Below are 26,127 nucleotides of genomic sequence, written 5' to 3' on the forward strand. Positions count from 1 at the left end.
TCGGAACCCGGGAGCCATTCGCGCGCCCTGCGCGGCGCCCTACTTTTGAAAAGCGATCTGCCCCAGCGCCCACTGCCCCTCGCGTGGGTCGCCCGTGACAAAGACGCAGAGTGCGTGTGCATTCGCGGGCACCGGCGCGGCGAGGCTGGCCTCGCGACGGACTTGCCCGCCTGACGGCGTGGCAGGGCCCAGCGGAACCGTGGCAAGCCGCGGTCCCTTGCAATCATTCGCGTGAATCTCGAGGGCTTCGGCCTCGCCGTGGCGATCGCGCACGATCGCACCGCGTGACTCGTCGCCGTAGCGCCAGGGCAGCCGTTCCGCCGTCACGGTGACGTGCGTGGCGCCCTGGGCGTTCGCGTTCGGCCACTTCCAGCAGGCGTTCCCGATCTCAACCGCATACACGGGGCTGGCACCCTGCGCCGGCTTCGCACCCTGCAGCCGCGAGGGTGGCTCACCCGAACAGCTTTGCAGCGCGGCGCTATCGCGGCTGAGCAGCGTGGCGTCGTCAAGCACCTGCGATCGCACGGCGGCCAGCAGGGTGCCGTCGGCGGCGAAGGTGGCAACCCGCACGGTCATCCCGGCCGGTTGCGTGAAGGGCTGGGTGTACAGCGTGGACTGGGCGCCGGGTACGCTGCCGTCGGTGGTGTAGCGCATCCCACCGCTTTGAACCTGGTTGGCCAGCGCGACACGGAAGGTGCCGCTTGCCGCCCGCGATACGTCGAACGACGGCGCGAAGGCGGTATCCGCCGGGGCGATGCCCACGGCGCGATAGCGCGCCAGCTCGGCAGGGAGGCGTGCCAGGAACCCGTTCCAGTTGTGCGTCGCCGGCGCCGACCAGCCCAGCTCGGCCAGGGCGGCCGTGCGCGGGAAGGTGGCGTGCTGGTGGTTGGCGAAGGTCAGCAGTTGTTCGGCCCACAGGCCAGCCTGCACGCCGATGATGTGCTTCGCTTCGGCCGCGGTCGCCCCCGGGGGGATGACCTTCGTGTCATAGGCGTCGCGCAGCGTCACGGCGGGCGGCGGGCCCGCCCATTCGTCTGCATGCGTGGACTGCAGGTGGTCGAAGTACAAGGTTTCCTGCGGCGTCATGACCACGTCATGGCCCTGGCGCAGGGCGGCAAGGGCGACGCGTTCGTTGTGGTCGCCGTGCCATGACATCACTACCTGCGCGCGGGGCAGCGTCACACCAGCCGCCACTTCGTCATCCCAGCCAACGGGCGTGCGCTTGTGGTCGACCAGATAGGTGGCGACCTGCTGCATGAACCAGGCCTGCAGCTCGTCCATGTTGGCGAGCTTCAGCGCCTTCATCTGCGCGTTGACCTCGGGCGAGGCGTTCCACTGCTGCTTGTCTGCTTCGTCGCCGCCGATGGAAACGTAGTGCGACGGGAACAGGTGCATCACCTCGTCCATCACGTCGGTGACGAAGTGGAGGCTCCTGGCGTTCGGGTTGAGCAGCCAGGGGCTCACGCCCCAATCCGTCCAAACCGGTGGGCGCTTGCCCGTCACGCCCAGCCATGGGTAGGCGGCGATGGCGGCCTGCGAGTGCCCGGGAAGGTCGATCTCCGGGACGATGTCCACGTTGCGTTCGGCCGCGTAGCGGACGATGTCGGCAATTTCCGCAGTCGTATAGACCTTGCAGTAAGGCTTGTCACGCCCGCCCGAGACCTCGCTGTCGTTGCCGACGGCCTCGCGGCAGGCGCCTGTGGTGGTCAGGTCCGGGTATTTCGGGATCGGCAGCCGCCAGCCCTGGTCGTCGGTGATGTGCCAGACCAGGACGTTGAGCTTGTCGAGCGACATCCAGTCGATGACTTGCTTGATTTCGTCGGCGCTCTGGTAATGCCGGCTCGAGTCCAGCAGCAGGGCGCGCCATGCGAATCGCGGATGGTCTTCGATGGTGCCGTAAGGCACGTGGGCCACGGCGCCGCGCGTCCAGCCGGCCGGTGTGAGCAGTTGCCACACCGTCACGCTGCCGTTGAAGGCGCCACTGACGGTACGCGCGGTGACGACGATGCCACCCTGGTTGATCGTGATGGCGTAGCCTTCGTCGCCCTCAGCCGCGTCGGGGCGGATATCAAAGATGATCGCCGCCTCGCCGGTGCCGCTGGCGGCCATGTGCAATGGGAGCCCGCGCACACGGTCGACGCGTTGCATGAAGTTGTCGACGACGGCCTTCAGCGCCGGAGACGGCGTGCCGCGTAGGGCCACGGTGGCGCCCGTTGCGATGTCGAGCACACCGACGCCCGTGGGCTTTGCCACGACCGGTGCAGGCAACAACGACCATGCCGCCGGTGCCGCGTCCGCCGCGACCGCGCCGACCGCCCCGGAGCCCACGGCAGCGGCGATGGCTGCCACGAGCAGCGTGCGGGCCAGCCTGCGGGGCGTGCGCGGCGTCATGCGGCAGCACCTTCGGGCGTGGCTGTGCTGGCCCTCGTGCGGTGATACAGGTACCAGCGCGCCGCACCCTGCACGCCGTGGCAGCCATGCTCGGTGACCCACACCGGCACCTCGGCCAGCATGCCGCGGACGCTGCGACCGTGCAGAAAGCGTTCTTCGAAGGCGCTCTGCCTGATCATGTCGAAGATCGAGGAGAGGAAGCCCCCGGCGAGGAAGACGCCGCCGGTGGGCAGGTAGGTCATGGCCAGGTTGCCGGTGAAACTGCCCAGCGCCTCGCAGAACAGCGCGACGGCGTCCACCGCCTGGCGGTCGCTTTGCGCAGCGGCGGCTGCCGTCACGGCCTTCGGCGTCGTCAGTGCCGGCGCGACGCCATCCAGCGCGCATAGCGCCTCATAAGCCGTCAGCAGGCCTGGGCCGGAGACGATGTGTTCGACGGGGACGTAGCCGCCGTCCGGCGCCAGCCACGCGAGCACCTCGCGTTCGCGAACGGAGTGGGGCGCAAAGTCCATCTGCCCGGCTTCCGTCGTCAGCACGATGCCGCCGGCGGCGTGCGGCACATACACGGCCGCGCCCAACCCCGTGCCGGGGCCAACGACCAGTGACGGCCCGGATCCGCGCACTGGCGGGCCACACAGGTGCCGGCCACTCGCCGCGAGCGGCCCCTCGATGGCGTAAGCCAGGGCTTCGAAATCATTGAGGACCGCGACGTCGGTCAGGCCAAGCGTGGTGCGCAGCGTGTCGGGCAGGATCGGCCAGGCGAGATTGTCGTTGGCGACTTCGTCGCCCATCACCTGTCCAGCGCATGCGAGCACGCAGTGCGATACCGGGACACGCACCTCGTCGTCGATGAAGGTCCTGAGCAAATCGGCAAGCGACGGGAAGGCCGCGCACTGATAGACGCGGTAAGCCAGCGTTTCAATGTGGCCCGGCCGATCGTCGGCCGCGCGCACAAGCGCAACGTGGCCGTTCGTGCCGCCAATATCGCCCGCGAGAAAAAGCATCCCCGATGTCCCCACCGCTTTAACCCCAAGGGTGAATCACCCCATCCAGGTGCCCCCGCACCGGATTCGTCATCAGGGTGTAACGGACTGACACCGGTGTCAAGTCACGCCGCAACAGCCTGCGGAATGGGGCAAATTCTCATGAGAAGCGTCTCAATTGTGAGATAACTCAATAACTTGGATGTTTACATCGCCCGCAAGGACCCGCATGCTCCGCGCTTCGACCACGGAGAACGGAATGCGGGTGAAGGTGTTGGCCATGATGGCCTTGGGTGTCGCGACGACGTGTCCACAGGTGCGACTGTCGGCGCTGCTAGCGGTCCTTTTCTGCATCGGAGGTTGCTCGGGTAAACCGACCGTTCCGCTAGCAACCGTGCCCTTCGATGTCAGCCGAGTCGGCCAGTCAGTGAGCATCCCGGTCACCGTGACGCCGGAGAATGCAAACCTCGACTACGTCTACATCGTTGGCGTCTTCTTGTGGAATCCCGATCGGGATCCACGCCTTGTCGATCTGCGCACCTATCCACCTCGGCAACGCCTCTATTTGCGCGTGCGCGTCTGGCACATCGTTGATGGACAGGCGGTTGCCGTACGCGTGAGCGATAGGGACTTCGACTACGACATCAGGTCCGGCACGTTTACATCGCGACCATCGATGAGCGAGCGGCGGTCTGACATTGCGTATGTCAAGGCGGTCGCCGGAAGGGACGACGTTGAGGAAATGGATTCGGTGCATTTCCGGTTCGAAGAATACGGAGAGTACCGAGTCGACGTTGAGACAGTGGCAGACACCGAGTTGCTGCATTCGATACCGAGCTGGCTGACAGTGCAGCGCGACTTTCCACATGGGAAATAAGGACGTTCAATGAGTGAAAAGCGATATGCGGTGACCATTTATGCCGCAGCACCGGGAACTCCGCTAAGAGGTGACCTCGGTCCGGGTGAAACGGATACATCAAAGATGGACAGGTCAGTTCCAGGGCACGTTTTCTATAAGACGAGCGACGGGTTCGATAAGGAAAGTCACGGTTTCGGGCCCGCCATTCATGGAAATATAAATGGCCCCGGTAAGCACCTTGACGATGACGTCGATCAGTACGTCGATCCGTTCTATGCCCGGACGATGGAGATATCCAAGGAGCAGTACGACAAGTTGAACGAGTTCGGGCATGACCCGGCCGCGTACGGATTCGATATGACGTACAAGGACATGCGCAATAACTGCGTTGACTTCACGTGGGCTGCGCTCAATCACGCGGGCATGCAAAGGACCGAGCGCAGTCTTGGCGAACGCGAGCCTAAAGGCGTCGACGGTAAGCTCAACTACCTACCGTCGCACGCACCGAACGATATTCGTACGATCCGCGATCCCGTACCTGGGAGTGAGTTGAATCGGGAACAGACGCACGAACGACCTTCCGTCGAGTGGTGGCAAATTCCGTTGACCGAGGCGGAACGCCCGCCGGCCGAACAAGATGATCCCTTCGATCGGCTCGTCGCTTCCGCAACCGCCGGCAACGACGATGCCTTCGACGAGGTCGGCAACGACTATCTCCAGACCTACGAAGGTCAGGATTTCCTTCAGGCCGGCCTGGAGCATATCCAGCAGCAAGCGCTTGCCGAGCAGGCGCTTACACAACAGCAGCAACCCCAACAGCAAGAAGCGCCTTCGATGGCGATGTCGATGTCGATGTAAGGAGAGGAGGAGTCCATGGACGAAGATGATGTGAAGTCGCTTGCGGTGAAGCTCGCGGCGGTGACGGGCCGGATTGAGAAACGCCTGGATGCGGTCGCGAAGCAGACCCTGCAGGCGAGCCAGGCGATGGGTCACCAGGCACAACAAGCGCTGTCAGCCTCGGCGAGGATCTCAGCGGAGCTTCGAGCGGCCGCTAACGAAGCGCTCGATGGCGGAACGGCGAGTGCCATCCAGCGCTTCGGCGAAGTGGTCCGCGCCTCGGAAATCCGCCTGGAGGACGCTGCCGCCCGGCTGGAATCGCGGATGGTGTCGGGCGGGCGGTTGCAGTCGGCGTTCGCGTGGAAGGCCTTCATCGCGTCGACGATCGGTTCCATCGCCGTCGTCGGCACGGCGGGATACGCGATTTGGGAGGCGCAACGCAGCCTGGGAGAGACGCGCTGGGTTCGCCAGATCAATGCGGCGCAGGCGGCGGGCCGGCTCAGCGCGTGCCCGGGCGGTGGCGAGCACGTGTGCGCGAAGGTGGATAAACGCTGGGTGCGGCTGGACCCCTGATTCGGGATAAAAAAAACCCCGGCAGCCAGGGGAGCTGCCGGGGCGGGGTGGGATGGCTGGCCCAGGGGAAGACCTGCCATCCGCGAGGTGGCCCCAGGGAGGTGGGGCCCACCGATGAGGACGCCGTTGCGTGCGTCCACAGATATAGACGTCCGATAACGCCGGAAGTTGCAACGAAACGCAAAAAAAAGTCAGGCCGCGTTCATGGCCATAGAAATCAATGGCTTGAAGCGGCCTGAAAAGCAGGTTCCAACGAAATGTTTACGATTTAGACGGCCAAATCGCGACTCAGTGAGCCTCGTCCCAGTTCGCGCCCACGCCAACCGACACCTGCAGCGGCACGCTGAGGGTGGCGGCGCCGCTCATATGCGCCTCGATGCCGGCCTTCACGGCGTCCACGGCGTCTTCGCGTACTTCGAGGACAAGTTCATCGTGTACCTGCATGAGCAGGCGCACGTCGTCACGTGGGGCGATCCAGGCGGCGACGCTGATCATGGCGCGCTTGATGATGTCGGCGGCCGTGCCCTGCATCGGGGCGTTGATCGCCGCGCGCTCGGCGCCCGCACGCAGGGCCTGGTTGCGCGATGTCAGGTTCTCCAGATACAGGCGGCGACCAAACAGCGTCTCCACGTAGCCGCGCTGGTGCGCCTGTTCACGCGTGGCGTCCATGAAGGCCCGGACGCCGGCGAAGCGCGAGAAGTAGCGCGCCATGTAATCGGAAGCTTCCCCGCGGTCCACGCCCAGCTGGCGGGCCAGGCCGAAGGCGCTCATGCCGTACATCAGGCCGAAGTTGATGGCCTTTGCCGCGCGGCGCTGGTTGGTGGTGACGTCATCGGGCGCCACGCCAAACACTTCGGCGGCCGTCGCGCGGTGCACGTCGCCGCCTTCGGTGAAGGCCCGTACCAGGCCCTCGTCACCGGACAGGTGGGCCATGATGCGCAGCTCGATCTGTGAGTAGTCGGCCGCGACGATGCGCCAGCCCGGCGGTGCCACGAAGGCCTGGCGAATGCGCCGGCCTTCCTCGGTGCGCACCGGGATGTTCTGCAGGTTCGGGTCGGACGAGCTGATGCGGCCCGTGGCCACGGCACCCTGGTGGTAGCTGGTGTGCACACGCCCGGTGCGCGGGTTCACGATGCCGGCCAGCTTGTCGGTGTAGGTGGAGCGCAGCTTGGCCAGGCCGCGGTAATCGAGGATCAGGCGCGGAAGCTCGTGCGAGTCGGCCAGCGCTTCGAGCGCTTCTTCGTTGGTCGAGGGCTGCCCCGTCGGGGTCTTCACCTTGGCCGGCAGGCCGAGTTCGTCGAACAGCACGGCCTGCAGCTGCTTGGGCGAATCCAGGTTGAATTCGTGGCCCGCCGCGGCATACGCCTTCTGCTGGAGCTCGACCATGCGCTTGCCGAGCTGCTGGCTCTGCATGCGCAGCTCGTTGGCGTCGATGAGCACGCCCGTGCGTTCCATCCGGGCCAGCACCGGAACCACCGGGATCTCGATGTCGAGATACACCGAACGCAGCGAAGGCTCGGCTTCCAGGCGCGGCCACAGCGCGTGGTGCAGGCGCAGGGTGATGTCCGCATCCTCGGCCGCGTACTTGCCGGCGGTATCGAGATCCACCTGGGAGAAGGAAATCTGCTTCGCGCCCTTGCCGCAGACTTCCTCGTACTTCACCGTCGTGTAGCCGAGGTAGCGTTGCGCCAGCGAATCCATGTCGTGGCGCGTGGCGGTGGCATTGAGGATGTACGACTCCAGCATGGTGTCGTGCGCGAGGCCGCGCACCTCGATGCCGTAGTGCGAGAGCACGTTGATGTCGTACTTGCCGTGCTGGCCCACTTTCGGGCGCGTCGGATCTTCGAGGATCGGCTTCAGCGCGCCGAGCACGTGCTCGCGCGACAGCTGCGCGGGTGCGCCCGGGTAATCGTGGCCCACCGGGATGTAGCAGGCCTTGCCGGGCTCGACGGCGAGGGAGACGCCAACCACCTCGGCGCGCATCGCGTCGATGCTGGTGGTTTCGGTATCGAAGGCGATGAGCGGCGCGGTCTCGAGCTTTTCCAGCCACGCGGCCAGGCGGTCTTCCGTGGTCACCAGCTCGTACTCGCCCGGCCCACTGAAGACATCGGTGGCGACCACCGGTGCCGGCGCGGGCGCAGGCGCCGCCGTGGCGGAGGCGGCTGCCGCGGCGAACGAATCGCCACCGGCTTCGAGTTCTTTCAGTGCGGCCTTGAAGTCGTAACGCGCGTACAGCTCGCGCAGCGCCTCGACATCGCGCGGACGCATCGCCAGGTCGGTCGGTGCCTGGTCAAGCGGCACGTCGACACGGATGGTGACGAGCTCGCGCGACAGCGGCAGGCGCGGGATGGCCGCGCGCAGGTTCTCGCCGATCTTGCCGCCGATCTTCGCGGCGTTGGCGATCAGCGCATCGAGGTCGGGGTATTCGGCCAGCCACTTCGCGGCCGTCTTCGGGCCGCACTTCTCCACGCCCGGCACGTTGTCGATGGAGTCGCCGACCAGGGTGAGGTAATCCACGATCTGCTCGGGGCGCACGCCGAACTTGCCGATGACGCCTTCGATGTCCAGCGTGGTGTTGGTCATCGTGTTGATCAGGATGATGTCCGTGCCCACCAGCTGCGCGAAATCCTTGTCGCCCGTGGAAATCACCGTATGGATGCCCGCGGCGCTGGCCTGTCGGGCCAGGGTGCCGATGACGTCGTCGGCTTCCACGCCGGGCACGCAGAGGATCGGGAAGCCCAGGGCGCCGACGATCTTCATCATGGGCTCGACCTGCGCGCGCAGGTCGTCCGGCATGGACGGGCGGTTGGCCTTGTACTCGGGGTACAGGTCGTCGCGGAAGGTGCGGCCCGGGGCGTCGCAGACGAAGGCGACGTAGTCGGAACCGGCCTTCATCGTGGTGCGCAGCATGTTGACGATGCCGAACAGCGCGCCGGTGGGTTCGCCGTGCGCGTTGGTCAGGGGCGGCAGCGCGTGGAACGCGCGGTACAGGTACGAGGACCCGTCGATGAGCGTGAGCGTAGGCATCCGGGGATTCTCTCACGGGGCGCGGAAGGGCGCCTGTTCACGTGGCGTGAGTGCCCCGGCTTGCTATGCTCCTAGCCCCGCACGGAGACTCCCCATGAACCGCATGCACGCCCTTGCCGCCGCACTGGTCCTCGCCCTGGCCTTGCCGGCCGCGGCGCAGACCGCCCAGGATCCGAAGCTGAAGGACCTGCCGCCGCCTGCCCTCAACGACCCGGGCGTGAAAGCGGGTGAGCCGGACCGCTCCGGCCAGAAGCCGATCGAGAAGCCGGTGCCGTACGACCAGGCCCAGGAAAACCAGTCCACGCCGGCCACTTCCGATGCCCAGGGCAGCAAGGTGTCCGCCGCCAACCTGCCGGCCATGCATGACGACGGCTCCGCGGTCGACGGCCGCGGCAACCCGGCGCCCGAAGTCACGGTCCACACGGAGGGCACGGACACCGTTGAGGAATATCGCACCGCTGGCCGCCTCACGATGATCCGGGTCACCCCGAAGAATGGCGTGCCGTACCAGGTGATGGCGAACAACGAAGGCAAGCTGGTGCGCGACTCGGGCACGCAGAACGTCAGCCCCGTGTACTACAAGGTGTACGAGTGGGGCGCGGCGCCGAAGCCGGTGGATTCGAACTGAGGGCTCAGGCGTCCAGTTCGCTGTAGTGGCGGAAAATGCCGTCTTCGCTATGCGGGAGGCGGCGTTCGGAGGCCAGGTAGGCCGCGATGTTCGGCCGGTCGGCCACGCGTTTCGCCAGGTCGCGCAGCAGCGGTAGTTTCTGCCGCGCCATGGCCTTCGGAAACGCGTACCCCAGGCCGGACATCACCTGGAACAGCGACAGGTCGGCGTAGGTGAATTCGCGCAGCGCGTGCTTGCCGCCGTTGCGCTCCACCACGTTCTCGAAGAAGTGCAGGAACTTGGGAATGCGCGACTCGCGGAATTCTTTCGCGCGCCGTTTCGCCTCGTCTTTCTGGTCTTCGTAATACAGGCCCGCGCCCACCGGGTGGTGCACGTCGTGGGATTCCGCGACCAGGTCCGCGATGGTCAGCTGCAGCTGGTGCGCATAGAGCCGCTTCGCCTCGCTCTCCGGGATCAGGCCGTGGCGTGGCGCAAGATACTGCAGGATGTTGGCCACCTGGGCGATCACCAGCCGGCCGGATGTCAGGAAGGGCGGGGCGTAGGGCAGGGCGCCTTCGTGTTCGCCGTTGAGCCAGGTGTTCATCACCTCATCGCCTTCCTGGCGCGCGACATCCACATAGGCGGCCTTCGCCTCTTCCAGCGCCAGGCGGACGAACTCCCCGCGGCCCTGGATACCCGTCCAGTAATACAGCTGATAGCTCATGCGCGCGTCTCTTGCGGTGAAGCGGCAAGGTTCGCTGCCCGACGTTCAAGCCAGCGTGAGTGCGATGTCGCGGAAGGTATCCCAGACGGTCTGTGCCGGTGGTGACAGGGAGCGCGCCCGCCGACGCAGCAGGGTGACGTTGCGGTGCACTTCGGGCGTGAGCTTGCGGGCCACCAGGCCGGGGCGGAGCGCATCCAGCGACAGCGCGGGCGTGACGCTGATGCCGAGCCCGGCCTCGACCATGCGGAACGCGGTATGCGGGTGTCCCACTTCGATGGCGACACGGGCGATGACACCCTGGGCGGCCAGTGCCGCGTCGATCAGGCGGCGGCTACCCGAGGCATGGTCGAGCAGCACGAGTGGCTGGTCCGCCAGGGCTTTCCATGGCACGGCCTTGCGTGCGGCGAGCGGATGATCGGCCGGGCAGACCAGCTGGAACGGGTCGTGCAGGATGGTTTCGGCCTCGAACTCTTCATGGGTGGCCGGCTCGACGGTGAGCCCGAAGTCCACCTCGCCGCCGCGGACGGCGTCCAGGACCTGAGCCTGGCTCTGGTCGCGCAGGATGATCTCCAGGCCGGTGTTTCCGGCCGTGCAGCGGGCAATGCCCAGCGGGACCAGGCCGGCTGACAAGGTAGGGACGGCAGCGATACGGACACGGCCGCGCAGGGGATCGGCCTGGGCACGGGCATGGCCGAGGACGCTGTCCAGTTCGTCCAGCACGCGGGCCAGGGCCTGTTCGAGGTAACGGCCGGCCTCCGTGGGCACCACTTCCCGCGTGCTGCGATCAAACAGGCGCACGTCGAGTTCGGCTTCGAGGTCGGCGATCAGCCGGCTGACCGCGGGCTGGGTGAGGTGCAGCGCCTCGGCCGCACGGCGGAAATGGCGGTGCCCCGCCACCGCGAGGAAGGCCCTGAGCTGGCGCATCGAGACATTCATGCGCAGAGGTTATCACCGGATCAGATAAAACGAATTGCCTTATCAACGCCCGGGCGGTGCAATAGCACCCTCCCCACGACCCCGTGCCCCGCCATGCGCCGTTTCCTGCCCGATGGATTCACCCTTTCGCTGATCGCGACCGTGCTGCTGGCCAGCTTCCTGCCGTGCCGTGGCGTGACCGCGCAGGCGTTCAACGTCCTCACGGACATCGCGATCGCGCTGCTGTTCTTCCTGCACGGCGCCAAGCTGTCGCGCGAGGCCGTGGTAGCGGGCATGACGAACTGGCGCCTGCACCTCACGGTGCTGGCCAGCACCTTCGTGCTCTTCCCCGTGCTTGGCTTGCTGCTGAAGCCCGTGCTGTCGCCGCTGGTGTCGCCGGATCTTTACCTGGGCATCCTGTTCCTGTGCACGTTGCCGTCCACCGTGCAGTCGTCCATTGCCTTCACCTCGATCGCGCGCGGCAACGTGCCGGCGGCGATTGTTTCGGCGTCGGCGTCGAGCCTGCTGGGTATCTTCGTCACGCCGCTGCTGGTGGGCCTGATGATCGCGGGATCCGGGCAGGGCGCGTTGTCGTGGCACTCGGTGGGCGCCATCGTGCTGCAGCTGTTCGTGCCGTTCGTCGCCGGCCAGGTGGCGCAGCGCTGGATCGGTGGCTGGGTGCGCAAGCACGCCACGCTGCTGACCTTCGTCGACCGCGGTTCCATCTTGCTGGTGGTGTACACCGCCTTCAGCGCGGCGGTGTTGCAGGGCCTGTGGCACCAGCTGCCGTTGCCGGTGCTGGGCGGCCTGGTGCTGGTGAATGCCGTGCTGCTGGCGCTGGCCCTGCTCGCCACGCGTTACGGTGCACGCGCGCTGGGCTTCGATACCGATGACGAGATCACCATCGTGTTCTGTGGCTCGAAGAAGAGCCTGGCCTCGGGCGTGCCGATGGCGAAGGTGCTGTTCGCCGGGCATCCGCTGGGGCTGATCGTGCTGCCGATCATGCTCTTCCACCAGATCCAGCTGATGACCTGCGCGGTGCTGGCGCGGCGCTATGCGCTGCGCCACGCCAACACCCGCGGCGTGCCGGTTAGTGCCGGAAGTGGCGAATACCGGTAAAGACCATCGCCATGCCGGCTTCATCGGCGGCAGCGATCACTTCGCTGTCGCGCATGGAGCCACCCGGCTGGATGACGGCGGAGATACCCGCGGCGGCCGCGGCATCGATGCCGTCGCGGAACGGGAAGAACGCATCGGACGCCATGACGCTGCCCGGCACGACGAGGCCGGCTTCCTCGGCCTTCAGGCCGGCGATTTTCGCGCTGACCACGCGGCTCATCTGGCCGGCACCGACGCCGATCGTGCGCTGGTCCTTCGCGTAGACGATGGCGTTGGACTTCACCATCTTCGCGACACGCCAGGCGAACAGCAGGTCGTCGAGTTCGGCGGGCGTGGGCTGCCGCTTGCTCACCACCTTCAGCTCGTCGCGGCTCACCTGGTAGTGATCCGCCGTCTGGATCAGCAGACCCGAGCCGACGCGCTTGATGTCGTGTGAATTGCGGCCATCGCCCGGCGGGATCTCAAGCACGCGCACATTGGCTTTCTTCGTGGCCTCTTCCACGGCGCCGGCTTCGACCACGGGCGCAATCAGCACTTCCACGAACTGGCGCTTCAGGATGATCTTCGCGGTCTCGGCATCGAGCGGACGGTTGAAGGCGATGATGCCGCCGAACGCGGACGTCGGGTCCGTGGCGTGGGCCAATTCGTACGCGGCCAGCGGATCCGCAGCGACGGCGACGCCACACGGGTTGGCGTGCTTCACGATGACGCAGGCCGGCGCATCGAACTGGCGCACGCATTCCCACGCCGCGTCGGCATCGGCGATGTTGTTGAACGACAGTTCCTTGCCCTGCAGCTGGCGGAACGTCGCCAGCGTGCCCGCGGCGGGGTAGAGGTCACGGTAGAACGCACCGGCCTGGTGCGGGTTCTCGCCGTAGCGCAGGTCCATGAGCTTCACGAAACGGCCGTTGGACTGCGCGGGGAATTCAGCGCGGCCGGCGACGGCGGTGTGCGTCTCATCGAGGCTGACGCCGGAGAGGTAATCACTGATCGCGGCGTCATAGTTGGACACGCGGTTGAACGCGGCCACCGAGAGTGCGAAGCGCGACGCGCGCGTGAGGCCACCCTTGCCTTCAATCTCGGCAAGCGCATTTTCGTACTGCGCCGGGTCGGTCAGCACGCCGACATCATTCCAGTTTTTCGCGGCGGCGCGAAGCATCGCCGGGCCGCCGATATCGATGTTTTCGATCGCGTCCTCCAGCGTGCATTCAGGGTTGGCTACGGTGCGCTCGAACGGGTACAGGTTGAGCACGAGCAGGTCGATGGGCACGATGCCGTGCTCGGCCATCACCGCGTCGTCCGTGCCCCGGCGGCCCAGCAGGCCGCCATGCACCTTCGGGTGCAGGGTCTTCACGCGGCCATCCATGATTTCCGGGAAACCGGTGAGGTCGCCCACGTCGCGCACGGCAATGCCGGCCTCACGAAGCGCCCTGGCGGAACCGCCGGTGGAGAGGATCTCGACGTTGGCCGCGGCGAGGCGGCGGGCGAGGTCGGTCAGCCCGGTCTTATCGGAGACGCTGACAAGCGCGCGGCGGACGGGGACGAGGTCGGGGGAGGGCATGGGCACTTTCCGGGAGGGGAAAGCGCGCCATTATAGCCGCCCTGAGGCCGGGCGGCCGGATCGATCAGGAGATGCCGTGGGCGGCGAGCTTCTTGCGCAGGGTGGCGCGGTTGATGCCCAGGGCGGCCGCGGCGCGGCTCTGGTTGCCGTCGTGGAACGCCAGCACTTCACGCAGGAGGGGGCCTTCGACCTCGCGGATCACGAGCGCGTGCAGGCCTTCACCGCCTTCGGTGTCACCGATGTCCGCAAGGTAGCGGCGCACGGTACGGCTGACGCATTCGCTGAGAGCACTCTGCATGGAGGTTTCGTTGGCGGCCTCGGCGGCAGTAAGTCTCACAGCGTTCAAGGCATGTCCCTCTTGCACACCGAGGCCAGGCCCCGGGTGGTTGTTCTCATATCGCGGGTGCGACACGGGCGCCGCGCAAGGCTAACCGGAAGTCGCGAAGGGGATTGAGTGTACTCGCCTGAAGGGGTGAAGTGCAGGCTTGCAAAAAGAAATTTTTTCGCATGGTCACTCGAAGCTGAAGGCGAAGGCCACCGCGTGCTGGCCCGGGTCTTGCACTTCGAACACCATGGCCGTGGTCGCGCCGGCCGGCAGTCCGCGCAGGCGGGAGCCCACGTCACCCATGTAGTCCTCCGGCTGGAAGCGGCGCATGGCCAGGCGCTGGCCGTTCGCATCGGAAAGCACGATGGTGACCACCGGGTAGGGCTGTGCAAACCCCGCATCGTTGTGCACGCTGGCGGTGATAAGCAGGCCATCAGGTACGGACGGATGCTGCTCGACATCGCGCGCAAGCAGGCGCAACTGCGTCGGCGCCGCGACCAGCGGCAGGCGACAACCCAGCACGTTGCAGCCCGAGGCCAGCAGCGGGCCCACGGTCGGGTCGGTGATCAGTGAATCGCGTTTGGCCCAGGCCAGCTGCGCGCCCAGGCCGAGGACCAGCAACAGGCACACGCTTACCCACGCCGCCGTGCGCCAGGAGCGCGCCCGCTTCGTGCGGGCAAATTTCGGCGTGAACGTGAGTGTCGAAAAATCCTCGCCCACGGCGGATGCGTCACCGTCGGGCCCCGCCACGGCGTCGCCCGGCTCCATCGTCACCGGCTGTTCCGGTTCGGCGGCGGGTGGGCGGGGCCGGAACACGGCGACATCCGCCACGGGCGGGTCACGGTCGAGCGCGTGGTCGGCCAGGCGGGTGAACGGCTCGGGCGGGAGCTGGGCGGCCAGCGTGCCCAGTGCATTGAAGATGCTGCCGCAGTGGCTGCAGCGCAGGCAGCCGCAGGCGGGCACCAGCAGCTCGGCTTCCACTTTATAGACGGTGAGGCACTCGGGGCACTGGGTATACATCGTTCGATCATAACGTGCGGGCCCGGTAGAATCGTCGACCCCACCCTGCCTTTTGGCCCGACGATGCCCTGGCTCGAACTCTCCCTGACCATCCGCGCCGCCGAGCAGCCGCGCGTCGAAACCGCGCTCGAGGACCTGGGTGCGCTGTCCATCACGCTGCAGGATGCCGACGCGGAGACCCCGGACGAAGAGGCGATCTTCGAGCCCGGCGTGGGCGAGCTTCCCCTGTGGAACCAGATCGTCCTGAACGCGCTGTTCGACATCGATGCGGATCGTCGCGGCCTCACCGCCGCCATCGCCGACGACCTGCCGTTCATCGAGCCGTCCCAGATCAGCTGGCGCGAAGTGGAAGACCAGGACTGGGAGCGCGCGTGGATGGATCAGTTCAAGCCGATGCCGTTCGGCCGTCGCCTGTGGGTGTATCCGTGGAACATTGATCCGCCGGAAGACGGCGGCATCGTCGTGGTGCGGCTGGACCCGGGCCTGGCCTTCGGTACCGGCACGCATCCGACCACGGCCATGTGCCTTGAGTGGCTGGACGGCCAGCAGCTGGCCGGGCAGTTCGTGCTCGATTACGGTTGCGGCTCGGGCATCCTGGCCATCGCGGCACTGAAGTGCGGTGCCGCCCGCGCGGTCGGCATCGACAACGATCCGCAGGCGCTGCTGGCATCGCATGACAATGCCGAGCGCAATGGCGTCTCCGATGCGTTGGACGTCTATCTGCCGGGCGAAGCGCCGGTGGCGCTGGCCGATGTGCTCGTGGCCAATATCCTGGCGGGCCCGCTCGGTGAGCTGGCGCCCACGTTCGCCGCGGCCATCAAGCCGGGTGCGCCGTTCGCGCTCTCCGGCATCCTGTTCGGCCAGCACGAGGAGCTGCTGGTGCGTTACGCCGAGTGGTTCGAGGACCTGGAAGTACGCCAGCTCGAAGACTGGGTACGCATCAGCGGACGCCGCAAGCGCGCCTGAAAAAAATCCCGCCAACCGGCGGGATTTTTTTCATGCTCAGGCGTGCGGTGCTTCTTTCTCTTTCTGCTCCGCCATGCGCTTTTCCAGGTAGTGGATGTTCTGTCCACCCTGCTGGAAGCCCACGTCCGCCATGATCCGCTGTTGCAGGGGGATGTTGCACTTCACCCCTTCGATCACGGTTTCGTTCAGTGCCATGCGCATGCGCGCAATGGCGGTGGCACGGTCCGGGCCATGCACGATGATCTTGCCGATCATCGAGTCATAGTTCGGCGGGATGCGGTAACCGTCGTACAGGTGGGTGTCCACGCGCACGCCCGGGCCACCCGGTGCTTCGAAACGCTTCACCGTGCCGGGGCTCGGCATGAAGGTGTCCGGATCTTCCGCATTCACGCGGCACTCGATCGCGTGGCCGGTGAACACGATGTCTTCCTGGCGGATCGAGAGCTTGTGGCCGCTGGCGATCATCAGCTGCTCGCGGACCAGGTCGATGCCCGTGATCATCTCCGTCACCGGATGCTCCACCTGGATACGGGTGTTCATCTCGATGAAGTAGAAGCGGCCGTCCTCGAACAGGAACTCGAACGTGCCTGCACCGCGGTAGCCGATGCGCACGCACGCATCCACGCACACCTTGCCGATCTGGGCGCGCAGCTCGGGCGTGATGCCCGGTGCCGGTGCCTCTTCGACCACCTTCTGGTGGCGGCGCTGCATGGAGCAGTCGCGTTCACCCAGGTGGATGGCGTTGCCCTGGCCGTCGGCCAGCACCTGGATTTCCACGTGGCGCGGGTTTTCCAGGAACTTCTCCATGTAGACCTGATCGTTGCTGAAAGCCGCCTTGGCTTCCTGCTTGGTCATGACGATGGAGTTGGCCAGGTGGGCTTCGGTGCGCACGACACGCATGCCGCGACCACCGCCGCCACCGGCGGCCTTGATGATCACCGGGTAGCCGATCTCGCGGGCAATGCGGATGTTCTCGTCCACATCGTCGCCCAGCGGGCCGCCCGAGCCGGGCACGCACGGCACGCCGGCGGCCTTCATGGCGCGGATGGCTTCGACCTTGTCACCCATGAGGCGGATGACGTCGGCGGTCGGGCCGATGAAGACGAAGCCCGACTTCTCCACCTGTTCGGCGAAGTTGGCGTTTTCCGACAGGAAGCCGTACCCCGGATGGATCGCGCCGGCGTCGGTGATTTCCGCCGCGGCAATGATCGCCGGAATGTTGAGGTAGCTCTCGGCCGAGGGACCCGGGCCGATGCACACCGATTCGTCGGCCAGGCCGACGTGCTTCAGGTTGCGGTCCACGGTGGAGTGCACCGCGACCGTCTTGATGCCGAGCGCATTGCATGCGCGCAGCACGCGCAGCGCAATTTCGCCGCGGTTGGCGATGACGACCTTCTCGAGCATGGCGACTGCCTCAGGCGATGACGAACATCGGTTCGTCGAATTCCACCGGCTGGCCATTCTCGACCAGGACCGCCACGACCGTGCCCGACACGTCGGCCTCGATCTGGTTGAACATCTTCATCGCTTCGATGATGCCGAGCGTCTCGCCGGCCTTCACCTGCTGGCCCACCGCGGCGAATGCCGGGGCGCCCGGGGTGGAGGCGGCATAGAACGTACCGACCATCGGCGCCTTCACCACGTGGCCAGCCGGCAGGCCCGACTCAACGACGGGTGCGGCAGCGGCGGCGGCCGGGGCGGCAACGGGAGCAGCGACCGGGGCGGCCGGCGCGGCATAGACCGGCTGCGGCGCCGCGGTGCCCTTCGGCACCCGGGAGAGGCGTACCACTTCCTCGCCTTCCTTGATTTCCAGCTCGGCGAGGTTCGATTCCTCGAGCAGGTCGATGAGCTTCTTGATCTTGCGCAGGTCCATGGGACAAACCTTTTGGTGGTGAATTCAGGCCGCGGGGACGGCGAGGCGGAGCAGGGTCGCTTCCAGGGCAAGGCGGTAGCTATCGCCACCGAAGCCGCAGATAACGCCGCTGGCCAGGTCGGACATATAAGAGTGGTGCCGGAACGGCTCCCGCGCGTGCGGGTTGGACAGGTGGATCTCGATGAACGGGATCGCCACGCCGGCCAGCGCGTCGCGCAGGGCAATGGAGGTGTGCGTAAAGGCGGCCGGGTTGAACAGGATCCATGCCACGCCCTCGTCGCGGGCCTGGTGGATCCGCGCGATGAGCTCATGCTCGGCGTTGGACTGGAACCAGCTCAGCTCATGCCCTGCCGCCTGGGCGCGGGCCTGGAGCGAGGTGTTGATGTCGGCCAGGGTTTCGCGCCCGTAGACCGACGGCTCACGTACGCCGAGAAGATTGAGGTTGGGTCCGTGCAGGACGAGGATCCTGGCCACTATTCACCTGTGCCTGTGGTCCGGAAGCCCCGGAACGCCGCGAAGTGTGCGCCTGTCCTGCCAGCATGTCCAGTTCGCTGAAGTTCGCCGCAGTTCGCCGCAGTTCACAACATTCCACACGCTGCCGTATGGTCAGGGGAAGAGTTGCTTCCAGCCGTCGATGCCCAGCTTGTCGAGCGTCTCCATGTTGGCCTCGAAGATTTTCGAGGCATCCGGGAAGGCGGCCACCGCCCGGTCGATGCTCGCCTCGCGCAGGAGGTGCAGGGTCGGGAAGGGCGAGCGGTTGGTGTAGTTGGTGATGTCGTCCGGTGCGGTCCCTTCGAACTGGAAGTCCGGATGAAAGCTGGCCACCTGGATCTCACCCTCCAGTTCCAGGTCCACCAGGGTGTCATCGGCCACTTCCAGGAACTCGTTGAAATCCAGGAAATCGCCCAGCAGGCCCGGGTGGATGAGAAGCGTGGTATCGATCTGCTCGGGGTCGGTGTCGCGCAGGAGCTCGAGTTCGCGCACCAGGTCTTCGTGGAGCTGGAGGGGCTGGGTGGCGTCGCTCACCACGAAGCGCACCTGGCCCTTCTTGTGCACGGCCTTGGCGAACGGGCACAGATTCAGGCCGATGACGGCACGTTCCAGCCAGATGCGGGTCGCGTCGATGGCTTCCTCGTGGGAAGGCATGCTGTCCATGGGGTGTGTCCTAAAGGGTCAGGGCGCCAGCCATTCGGCGAGCTCCTGCTCGCTGAACGTACCGATCTTGCGGCGCAGGATACGCCCGTCCTGGCCCACCAGGACGCTGTAGGGCATCACCCGGTTCGTATTGCCGAACGAGAGCGAGCCGCCCGCCGCATCGCTGGCGCCGATGACCACCGGATACGCCACGGGATGGCTGGCGAGGTAGGCGCGCACGGCCGGGGCGGTGTCCTCGGCCACGCCCAGGATGGTAACGCCCTGGTTCGCGTGGGCTTTCGCCGCTGCGCTTAGCAGGGGCATCTCATGCTGGCACGGCCCGCACCAGGTGGCCCAGAAATTGATCAGGACTTTCTTGCCGCGCCAGTCCGCGACGCGTCGAGGCTTGCCGTCGGTGCTGAGCCAGGTGCCGGCCGGCGCCATGTCGCCCACGCCGGCAATGGTCACGCCATCGACCTCGGTGGGGTGCTGGCGCCGGTGTTCCAGCCACAGGCCGCCGGCGGCGGCAGCCACCGCCAGCAGCACGATCCAGAACGTCGGGCCGCGGTTCATGACCCCGCGGCAGTCTCAAGCGCCTGGCGTACGGTGTCCTGGGTGAGCACGGTGGAGAGCTTCCTGCCCTCGCCGCCGCCCTTCGGATACACCACGTACAGGGGCACGCCCACGGAGTGGTACTGCTCGAGGAAGGCGGCGATCGTCGTGTTCACGTCGGTCCAGTCGCCCTTCATGTAGACGGTGCCCGTGCGCTTGAGCAGGTCGCGGAAGGCGTCGGTATCCAGCACCGCCCGCTCGTTGGCCTTGCAGGTGATGCACCAGTCCGCAGTCATGTCGACCAGCACCGGCGTCCCCGCGGCACGGAGTTCGGCGAGCTTCGCCGGCGAATACGGCACCGAGCCGTCGGTGGCTACCTGGGTGGTCGAAGGCGCCGGCAGGCCATGCACCATCCACAGGGCGGCGGCCGCACCCACGGCCAGCACCGTGGAGAACACCCACGACAGCCGCGCACCGCGGCTGCGTCCGTACCACCACAGCGCCATGGCCAGCAGCACGCCGCCGCCAAGCACCAGCGCCGCGGCGTCGGCACCGCGCTGCTTGGCCAGCACCCAGAGCAGCCATACGGCGGTCAGGTACATCGGGAAGGCGAGCGCCTGCTTCAGCGTTTCCATCCAACGGCCGGGGCGCGGCAGCAGGCGTGCGACGGCCGGGATAAAGCCCATCAGCAGGAACGGCAGCGCAAGGCCGAGGCCCAGGGCCACGAAGATGAGGAAGGCCACGTACAGCGGCGCCGCGAAGGCGAACGCGATGGCCGAACCCATGAACGGGGCGGTGCATGGGCTGGCCACGACCACGGCCAGTACACCGGTGAAGAAGTCACCGCTGGGGCCCGAGCGCGCGGCCAGGCCGCTACCCACGTTGCCCAGCGAGCCGCCGACCTCGAACACGCCCGACATCGACAGGCCGATGCCCAGCATCACGTAAACGAGGGCGCCGACGATCACCGGCTGCTGGAACTGCGCGCCCCACTGCAGGCCATGCCCGGCGGCACGGATGCCGACCACGACCAGGCCCAGCGCGATGAAGGCCAGCATGACGCCCGCGGTGTACCAGAGCGCGTGCTTGCGGGCCGCGCCCGGGCTCTCACCGCTTTCCAGCACGGTAATCGCCTTCAGCGACAGCACCGGCAGGACGCAGGGCATCAGGTTGAGGATGAGGCCGCCCAGCAGGGCCAGGCCGATCGCGGCGATGAAGCCGACTTTCTCGGCACCACCCGGCATCAGGTCGGCCGGCGGCGGGGTCGGGGCGACCTCGGCAGGCGCGGCCGTGGGCGCAGGGGCGTCGGCGTTGCCCACCGTGACCGCGCCAGAGGCCAGGTCCGCGGTCAGGTGGCGGTTCATCACCGGATAGCAGATGCCGTTTTCCAGGCAACCCTGGTAGGCCACGTCCAGTTCGACTTTTTTGGTGGGGTCCGCGCCGTTGAGCGGTACGGGCACTTCCACCTGGTCGAAATAGACGATGGTGTCGCCGAAGTGCTCATCGTGGTGGGCGATGCCGCTGGGCCAGTCCGGCTCACCGGCGGTCACCCCGGCCGGCGAGGTGACCTTGATCTCGGTCTTGTCGCGGTAAAGGTAATAGTCCTTCGGCATCGTCCAGCGCAGGAGCAGGCTCTTGCCGTCCTTCGCCAGCGCTTCGAAGCGGAAGGCCTGGCCGGCGGGGAGTGCCTGGGCGTCGGTACCCGGCGTCGCGGCGGGCGCGCCGAGCAGGGCGGCGCCATTGCTCTTTGCAGCGGGCGCGGCAGGGGCGCCGCCCGCGGGAATGGTCGACGGGCCGCCGATCGTGAGCTTCAGGTGCTCGGTGTTGGGCGGGTAGCAGATCTTCGGCTCAACCTCGTGGCAGCCCTGGTACTGCACGTCCAGGGCCAGCGTCTTGCTGGCGGCGTCGGCCAGCGTGTAAGGCACCGTCGCCTCCACGTCGCCGTGGTAGATCTCCACGTCGCCGAGGTATTCATCGTGTTTCTTGATGCCGTCCGGCAGGGCCGGCGTGCCCAGGGTCACGGCGTTGGCGTCCGCCGCCTTGATCTTCATCCGGCCGCGGTAGAGGTAATAGTCCGGCGCGATGCGCCAGTGCAGCTTCACCACGCCCGGCTGGCTGGCGTCGGAGGTGAGGTGGAACGCCTCGGTGACCGGCAGCAGGTTGTCGTCGTCCTGCGCCAGGGCGGGCAGGGCGAACAGGCTCAGGCTGGCAAGGGCAGCCAGGTTCCGCATCAGGCGGGCAAACGACGGCATGGTGACTCCATGGATCGGTGCGGCGACGAACCGCAAGGGCGTCGATGATTATGACCGGGTGAGTGCCGATTAGCTTGCACGCGCGTTGCGAAGCGGCTGATTGCGACTTTTTGTACCGCCAGACCTTGAACGGTTTCGTAGCGACGCCATGTCTGCGCCATCCACAGCTCTTCCGATCCAGGGCGTGCTTTGGCTAGAATTCTGGCACTCACCCGGGCCAAGTGCTAACGGGGTGGCCATTTTCCGTTTCATTACAATCACATGCTTGGAGAAGTCATGAGCAAGCTGCGCCCGTTGCACGATCGCGTCATCGTCAAGCGTCTGGAAGAGGAGCGTGTCTCCGCCGGCGGTATCGTCATTCCGGATAGCGCCACCGAGAAGCCCACCCGCGGCAAGGTCATCGCCGCCGGCAATGGCCGCATCCAGGAAGACGGCAAGGTCCGTCCGATGTCGGTGAAGGAAGGTGACACCGTCCTGTTCGGCAAGTACGCCGGCCAGGAAATCAAGATCGACGGCGAAGAGCTGGTCTTCCTGAAGGAAGACGACATTGTGGCGGTTATCGAAGGCTGAGCCCCGCTCGCCTGACCCGCTCTCCTCTTTTTTCCCTTTTAAATTCCAAGGATTTACCCCATGGCAGCTAAAGAAGTCCGCTTCGGCGAAGACGTCCGCGCCCGTATGCTGAAGGGTGTCAACACCCTCGCCAACGCGGTCAAGGTCACCCTGGGCCCGAAGGGCCGTAACGTCGTGCTCGAGAAGAGCTTCGGCACCCCGACCGTCACGAAGGACGGTGTCTCGGTCGCCAAGGAAATCGAACTGGCCGACAAGTACGAGAACATCGGCGCCCAGATCGTGAAGGAAGCCGCCTCGAAGACCTCCGACGTGGCCGGCGACGGCACCACGACGGCGACCGTCCTCGCCCAGGCGTTCATCCAGGAAGGCCTCAAGGCCGTGGCCGCGGGCATCAACCCGATGGACCTCAAGCGCGGTATCGACCAGGCCGTCATCGCCGCCGTTGGCGAGCTGAAGAGCCTCTCCAAGCCCACCGCTGACGACAAGGCCATTGCCCAGGTCGGCACCATCTCCGCCAACTCCGATTCGGACATCGGCGAAATCATCGCCACCGCGATGAAGAAGGTCGGCAAGGAAGGCGTGATCACGGTGGAAGAAGGTTCGGGTCTCGAGAACGAGCTCGACGTCGTCGAAGGCATGCAGTTCGACCGCGGCTACCTGTCGCCGTACTTCATCAACAACCAGCAGTCGCAGCAGGTTGAACTGGACGACCCGTTCATCCTCATCCACGACAAGAAGATCTCGAACGTCCGCGAGCTGCTCCCGGCGCTCGAAGCCGTCGCGAAGGCTGGCAAGCCGCTGCTGATCGTGGCTGAAGAAGTGGAAGGCGAAGCCCTCGCCACCCTCGTCGTCAACACCATCCGCGGTATCGTCAAGGTCGCTGCCGTCAAGGCACCGGGCTTCGGCGACCGTCGCAAGGCCATCCTCGAAGACATCGCCACGCTGACCAACGGCGTCGTGATCTCCGAAGAAGTGGGCCTGCAGCTCGACAAGGCCACCATCGCTGATCTCGGCCGCGCCAAGCGCGTCGTCATCACGAAGGAAAACACCACCATCATCGACGGTGCGGGTGAAGGCGAGAAGATCCAGGCGCGCATCGGCCAGATCAAGGCGCAGATCGAAGAGACCTCTTCGGACTACGACCGCGAGAAGCTGCAGGAGCGCGTGGCCAAGCTGGCTGGCGGCGTGGCCGTCATCAAGGTTGGCGCCGCCACCGAAGTCGAGATGAAGGAAAAGAAGGCCCGCGTTGAAGACGCCCTGCACGCGACCCGTGCGGCCGTCGAAGAAGGCGTGGTCCCGGGCGGCGGCGTGGCCCTCATCCGTGCACTGAAGGCCCTCGAAGGCCTGAAGGGCAAGAACACGGACCAGGACCTCGGCATCGCGATCACCCGTCGCACGCTGGAAGCCCCGCTGCGCGCCATCGTCACCAACGCCGGTGAAGAAGCGTCGGTCATCCTGAACAAGGTGAAGGAAGGCAACGGTAACTTCGGTTACAACGCTGCCACCGGTGAGTTCGGCGACATGATTGCCTTCGGCATCCTGGACCCGACCAAGGTCACCCGTTCGGCCCTGCAGTTCGCTGCTTCGGTCGCCGGTTCGATCATCACCACCGAAGCCGCCGTGACCGAAGTGCCGAAGAAGGACGACGGCGCTGGCCACGGTGCCCCGGGTGGCATGGGCGGCATGGGTGGCATGGACTTCTAAGTCCCGCCTTCCGGCTCGCTGTATGAAAAAGGCCCTGCGCAAGCAGGGCCTTTTTTTTTGCCTCGGTTTTGTCGTGGCGGTTACTGCCCGGCGCCTGCCGCGGCTTCCTCTTCGGCCTGGCCGGGCTGGCGGGCCAGCACCGTGGCGTCCGGCGTGGCGAACTGCGCGACCAGCGGATCCAGCTTGCGCTTCATGCGCAGCATGGCGACGTTGCTCATCGAGATATCGGTGTACTTCAGGGCGGCATCTTCCGGCGCCGCCGGTGCATCCGGGGCGCGGGTAAGCGACGCCATCGCCGGGGCAACGACCTGGGTCAGCGCGAAGTACGCATCGTCATGCACGCCCGCCTGTTCCATCAGGCGGCCAGGGAGCATCCACGCAGCGAGGTCACCATTGCGCGGTGCCGGACCGTCCTCGTGGGCATCGATAAGGATGTAGGGCACCGTCTGGGCGAGCATGTCGCTGCCCGAGGTAAAGCCGGCCTTCGCATACGTTTCGGTCAGCGCCGGCAGGTGATCGCCGTAGAACAGCAGCAGCGTCGGCCGCTCGCGCTGCTTGAGCATGTCGGCCAGCCTGCCCAGTTCCGCGTCAGCGCGGCGCATGTGAAAGATGTAGTTACGCAGCTGCAGTTTCGCGTCATCGCTGATGCCCTCGGGCACCGGGATGGCATCGCGTTCGGCGGTATCGGCAATCGCTGATTTATCGTACGGACCATGCGCTTCCATGCTGATGGCGAAGACGAACCGCGGCGGGCCGTCATTCTTCAGCTGCGCCATGATCTCGTCCGTCATGGCGCTGTCCGGCATGTGCTCGCCGTTCGGCGCGGCGTTCGCCGGGAAATCCTTCTGCGAAACGAACCGGTCGAAGCCAAGCGTGCGGAAGGCGCTCGTGCGGTTCCAGAAGCCCGGGTCGTTGCCGTGCACGGCGATGGTCTCGTAACCATGCGAACGCAGCGTGCGCACCATGCCCGGCATGACGCCGGCCTGCATCTGCAGGTAAGGGAACTGCATGGAAGGGAAATAGCGCAGCGACAGGCCGGTCAGCACCTCGAACTCGGTGCGGATCGTGCCGCCGCCAAAGGTCGGGACATGCAGCTGGCCGAAGCTGGCGTGCTCGGCAAGGCGGTGCAGGTTGGGCGCGAAATTGTCGTGTTCCAGGCCCTTGATCACGGCAGGGTCGAAGAACGACTCGCTCTGCACCACCACGATGTCCGGCGTCTGCCGCGTGTTCGCCGCGGTGTCGGCCATGTGCTGGCGCAGCGTCGCGTCGCTGGCCGCGATAAAGCGTGAGGCCTCGGCGGGGTCGGCCTTGGTCTTCTTGCCGGCGTCCTGCAGGCGGAACTGCATCAGCGTGGTGACGACGCCGTTGTAGCCCGCATTGGCGGCGGCGGACCACGGCTGCATGCCCAGGCGGTCCTTGTCGTACATATGCGACCACGCAGGCAGGCCTGCGAACAGCGTGCCGACCAGGGCGACCAGGGCGATACCGCTGAGCAGCCGGCGGCCATGCGTGCGCCGCGCCATCAGCGGCGGCTCGTAACGGGCCAGCAGCACCACCAGGGCGATGGTGGCGGCAATGGCGAGGTAGGGCAGGGGATTCGTCGGCAGATAGCCACCGAGGAGGTGGAAGCCGCCGTTCTTCAGCTGGCCCACCATCCGGAAGTCGGCCGGCAATAGCGGCGAACCGAGGTTTTTCATCTTGATGGCGCTTACCCCCAACACGATGCCCTGGCCCAGGAAGGCGAGCGCAAACGAGAGCACGACCCGCCGCGTCAGCACCGTCAGCAGGGTGGCGCAGAGCAGCCCGGGGAAGGCGTTGGCGAAGAGGTGCCAGGGCCTGTCCGCCCAGGCGGCCGTGGACACGCCGGGGTTGCCGTCGAGGAAGCCGGTGTAGAGGACGAACGCCAGGGCGAGGCACACCGGAAGAGTGACCCTGCCCAGGGTGTCGCGCCAACCCGTTGAAATACCTTTCATAAAAGCCCTCGTGTCACGCCCCTGTCGCGAGGGGATGGGAACTGTAACGAATCAGACATGAACCGGTTGTCACGCGGAAACCCCTGTCGGCACACGATTTTTCGTAGGGTTATGCCGAAAAAACCCGCAAACGGCGCGGCAGCGCGCTCGCGACCCAGTCAGGCA

23 protein-coding genes are annotated in these 26,127 nt (G+C 66.3%); 8 read left to right on the forward strand and 15 right to left on the reverse strand.

Translation table 11 applies throughout. The features are described 5' to 3' along the window. Positions 1–39: 39 nt before the first annotated feature. Together FIV34_RS02700 and FIV34_RS02705 are read right to left on the reverse strand one after the other, a co-directional pair. Positions 40–2,391 (reverse strand): beta-N-acetylhexosaminidase, encoded by a 2,352-nt coding sequence (locus FIV34_RS02700; RefSeq protein ID WP_139979430.1) that lies wholly within the window; start codon positions 2,389–2,391, stop codon positions 40–42. Continuing rightward, positions 2,388–3,392 (reverse strand): glucokinase, encoded by a 1,005-nt coding sequence (locus FIV34_RS02705; RefSeq protein ID WP_139979432.1) that lies wholly within the window; start codon positions 3,390–3,392, stop codon positions 2,388–2,390. The genes FIV34_RS02700 and FIV34_RS02705 overlap by 4 nt, the downstream gene beginning before the upstream one ends. A gap of 208 nt (positions 3,393–3,600) precedes the next feature. Between FIV34_RS02705 and FIV34_RS02710 the strand changes: the two genes are divergently transcribed. The 3 genes from FIV34_RS02710 to FIV34_RS02720 are packed head-to-tail and all read left to right on the forward strand — an operon-like array spanning position 3,601 to position 5,640. Next, a complete protein-coding gene (locus tag FIV34_RS02710; protein WP_139979434.1) occupies positions 3,601–4,248 on the forward strand; it encodes a hypothetical protein in 648 nt (215 codons plus the stop codon). 9 nt (positions 4,249–4,257) lie between these two features. Beyond that, on the forward strand, positions 4,258–5,088 hold the full coding sequence (locus FIV34_RS02715) for a hypothetical protein (RefSeq protein ID WP_139979436.1): 831 nt from the start codon (positions 4,258–4,260) through the stop codon (positions 5,086–5,088). 15 nt (positions 5,089–5,103) lie between these two features. Further along, the gene (locus tag FIV34_RS02720) at positions 5,104–5,640 is read left to right on the forward strand and encodes a hypothetical protein (protein WP_139979438.1); all 537 of its coding nucleotides are present in this window, start codon (positions 5,104–5,106) and stop codon (positions 5,638–5,640) included. A 288-nt stretch (positions 5,641–5,928) separates the two neighbouring features. Here the strand turns inward: FIV34_RS02720 and polA are convergent, their stop codons facing one another. Next, complete coding sequence (gene polA / locus FIV34_RS02725) at positions 5,929–8,667, reverse strand: DNA polymerase I (protein ID WP_139979440.1); 2,739 nt, start codon at positions 8,665–8,667, stop codon at positions 5,929–5,931. A 94-nt stretch (positions 8,668–8,761) separates the two neighbouring features. Here polA and FIV34_RS02730 point away from each other — a divergent pair, with 94 nt between their 5' ends. Continuing rightward, positions 8,762–9,295, forward strand: a complete 534-nt coding sequence (locus FIV34_RS02730) for a DUF2782 domain-containing protein (protein WP_139979442.1) — start codon at positions 8,762–8,764, stop codon at positions 9,293–9,295. Positions 9,296–9,299: 4 nt separating this feature from the next. Here the strand turns inward: FIV34_RS02730 and FIV34_RS02735 are convergent, their stop codons facing one another. Continuing rightward, positions 9,300–9,998, reverse strand: coding sequence for a glutathione S-transferase (locus FIV34_RS02735; protein ID WP_139979444.1), 699 nt, complete (start codon positions 9,996–9,998; stop codon positions 9,300–9,302). A 45-nt stretch (positions 9,999–10,043) separates the two neighbouring features. Then, a complete protein-coding gene (locus tag FIV34_RS02740; RefSeq protein ID WP_246058732.1) occupies positions 10,044–10,922 on the reverse strand; it encodes a LysR family transcriptional regulator in 879 nt (292 codons plus the stop codon). Positions 10,923–11,027: 105 nt separating this feature from the next. Between FIV34_RS02740 and FIV34_RS02745 the strand changes: the two genes are divergently transcribed. Next, positions 11,028–12,032 carry a bile acid:sodium symporter family protein gene (locus FIV34_RS02745; protein WP_139979448.1) on the forward strand — a complete coding sequence of 335 codons (1,005 nt, stop codon included), beginning with the start codon at positions 11,028–11,030 and terminating at the stop codon, positions 12,030–12,032. Here the strand turns inward: FIV34_RS02745 and purH are convergent. The 3 genes from purH to FIV34_RS02760 all read right to left on the reverse strand — a co-directional run bounded on the left by purH (position 12,004) and on the right by FIV34_RS02760 (position 14,938). Then, positions 12,004–13,593, reverse strand: a complete 1,590-nt coding sequence (gene purH / locus FIV34_RS02750) for a bifunctional phosphoribosylaminoimidazolecarboxamide formyltransferase/IMP cyclohydrolase (protein ID WP_139979451.1) — start codon at positions 13,591–13,593, stop codon at positions 12,004–12,006. The genes FIV34_RS02745 and purH overlap by 29 nt on opposite strands. 64 nt (positions 13,594–13,657) lie before the next feature. Continuing rightward, positions 13,658–13,891, reverse strand: coding sequence for a helix-turn-helix domain-containing protein (locus FIV34_RS02755; protein WP_139979453.1), 234 nt, complete (start codon positions 13,889–13,891; stop codon positions 13,658–13,660). 213 nt (positions 13,892–14,104) lie between these two features. Next, on the reverse strand, positions 14,105–14,938 hold the full coding sequence (locus FIV34_RS02760; RefSeq protein WP_139979455.1) for a zinc-ribbon and DUF3426 domain-containing protein: 834 nt from the start codon (positions 14,936–14,938) through the stop codon (positions 14,105–14,107). 63 nt (positions 14,939–15,001) lie between these two features. Here FIV34_RS02760 and prmA point away from each other — a divergent pair, with 63 nt between their 5' ends. After that, a complete protein-coding gene (gene prmA / locus FIV34_RS02765; RefSeq protein WP_139979457.1) occupies positions 15,002–15,904 on the forward strand; it encodes a 50S ribosomal protein L11 methyltransferase in 903 nt (300 codons plus the stop codon). A gap of 36 nt (positions 15,905–15,940) precedes the next feature. On the opposite strand, the gene accC is transcribed toward prmA, so the two are convergent. The 6 genes from accC to FIV34_RS02795 form a co-directional block, all read right to left on the reverse strand. Beyond that, positions 15,941–17,308: an acetyl-CoA carboxylase biotin carboxylase subunit gene (gene accC / locus FIV34_RS02770; RefSeq protein ID WP_139979459.1), complete on the reverse strand. Its 1,368-nt coding sequence runs from the start codon at positions 17,306–17,308 to the stop codon at positions 15,941–15,943. 10 nt (positions 17,309–17,318) lie between these two features. After that, positions 17,319–17,777 carry an acetyl-CoA carboxylase biotin carboxyl carrier protein gene (gene accB / locus FIV34_RS02775; protein WP_139979461.1) on the reverse strand — a complete coding sequence of 153 codons (459 nt, stop codon included), beginning with the start codon at positions 17,775–17,777 and terminating at the stop codon, positions 17,319–17,321. A 24-nt stretch (positions 17,778–17,801) separates the two neighbouring features. After that, the gene (gene aroQ, locus FIV34_RS02780; protein ID WP_139979463.1) at positions 17,802–18,251 is read right to left on the reverse strand and encodes a type II 3-dehydroquinate dehydratase; all 450 of its coding nucleotides are present in this window, start codon (positions 18,249–18,251) and stop codon (positions 17,802–17,804) included. A gap of 132 nt (positions 18,252–18,383) precedes the next feature. Then, positions 18,384–18,932 (reverse strand): DUF1415 domain-containing protein, encoded by a 549-nt coding sequence (locus tag FIV34_RS02785; protein WP_139979465.1) that lies wholly within the window; start codon positions 18,930–18,932, stop codon positions 18,384–18,386. An 18-nt stretch (positions 18,933–18,950) separates the two neighbouring features. Continuing rightward, complete coding sequence (locus FIV34_RS02790) at positions 18,951–19,484, reverse strand: TlpA family protein disulfide reductase (RefSeq protein WP_139979467.1); 534 nt, start codon at positions 19,482–19,484, stop codon at positions 18,951–18,953. Then, the gene (locus tag FIV34_RS02795; RefSeq protein ID WP_139979469.1) at positions 19,481–21,715 is read right to left on the reverse strand and encodes a protein-disulfide reductase DsbD family protein; all 2,235 of its coding nucleotides are present in this window, start codon (positions 21,713–21,715) and stop codon (positions 19,481–19,483) included. The genes FIV34_RS02790 and FIV34_RS02795 overlap by 4 nt, the downstream gene beginning before the upstream one ends. Positions 21,716–21,991: 276 nt before the next feature. Here FIV34_RS02795 and groES point away from each other — a divergent pair, with 276 nt between their 5' ends. Together groES and groL are read left to right on the forward strand one after the other, a co-directional pair. Continuing rightward, positions 21,992–22,285 (forward strand): co-chaperone GroES, encoded by a 294-nt coding sequence (gene groES, locus FIV34_RS02800; RefSeq protein ID WP_139979471.1) that lies wholly within the window; start codon positions 21,992–21,994, stop codon positions 22,283–22,285. Positions 22,286–22,345: 60 nt separating this feature from the next. Further along, the gene (groL, locus tag FIV34_RS02805) at positions 22,346–23,989 is read left to right on the forward strand and encodes a chaperonin GroEL (RefSeq protein ID WP_139979473.1); all 1,644 of its coding nucleotides are present in this window, start codon (positions 22,346–22,348) and stop codon (positions 23,987–23,989) included. 80 nt (positions 23,990–24,069) lie between these two features. On the opposite strand, the gene FIV34_RS02810 is transcribed toward groL, so the two are convergent. Further along, entirely contained in the window at positions 24,070–25,962 is a 1,893-nt protein-coding gene (locus FIV34_RS02810) for an LTA synthase family protein (protein ID WP_139979475.1), read from the reverse strand. Positions 25,963–26,127: the final 165 nt, after the last annotated feature.

Origin of the sequence: Luteibacter pinisoli, from assembly GCF_006385595.1 — a bacterium.
Classification (GTDB): Bacteria; Pseudomonadota; Gammaproteobacteria; order Xanthomonadales; family Rhodanobacteraceae; genus Luteibacter; species Luteibacter pinisoli.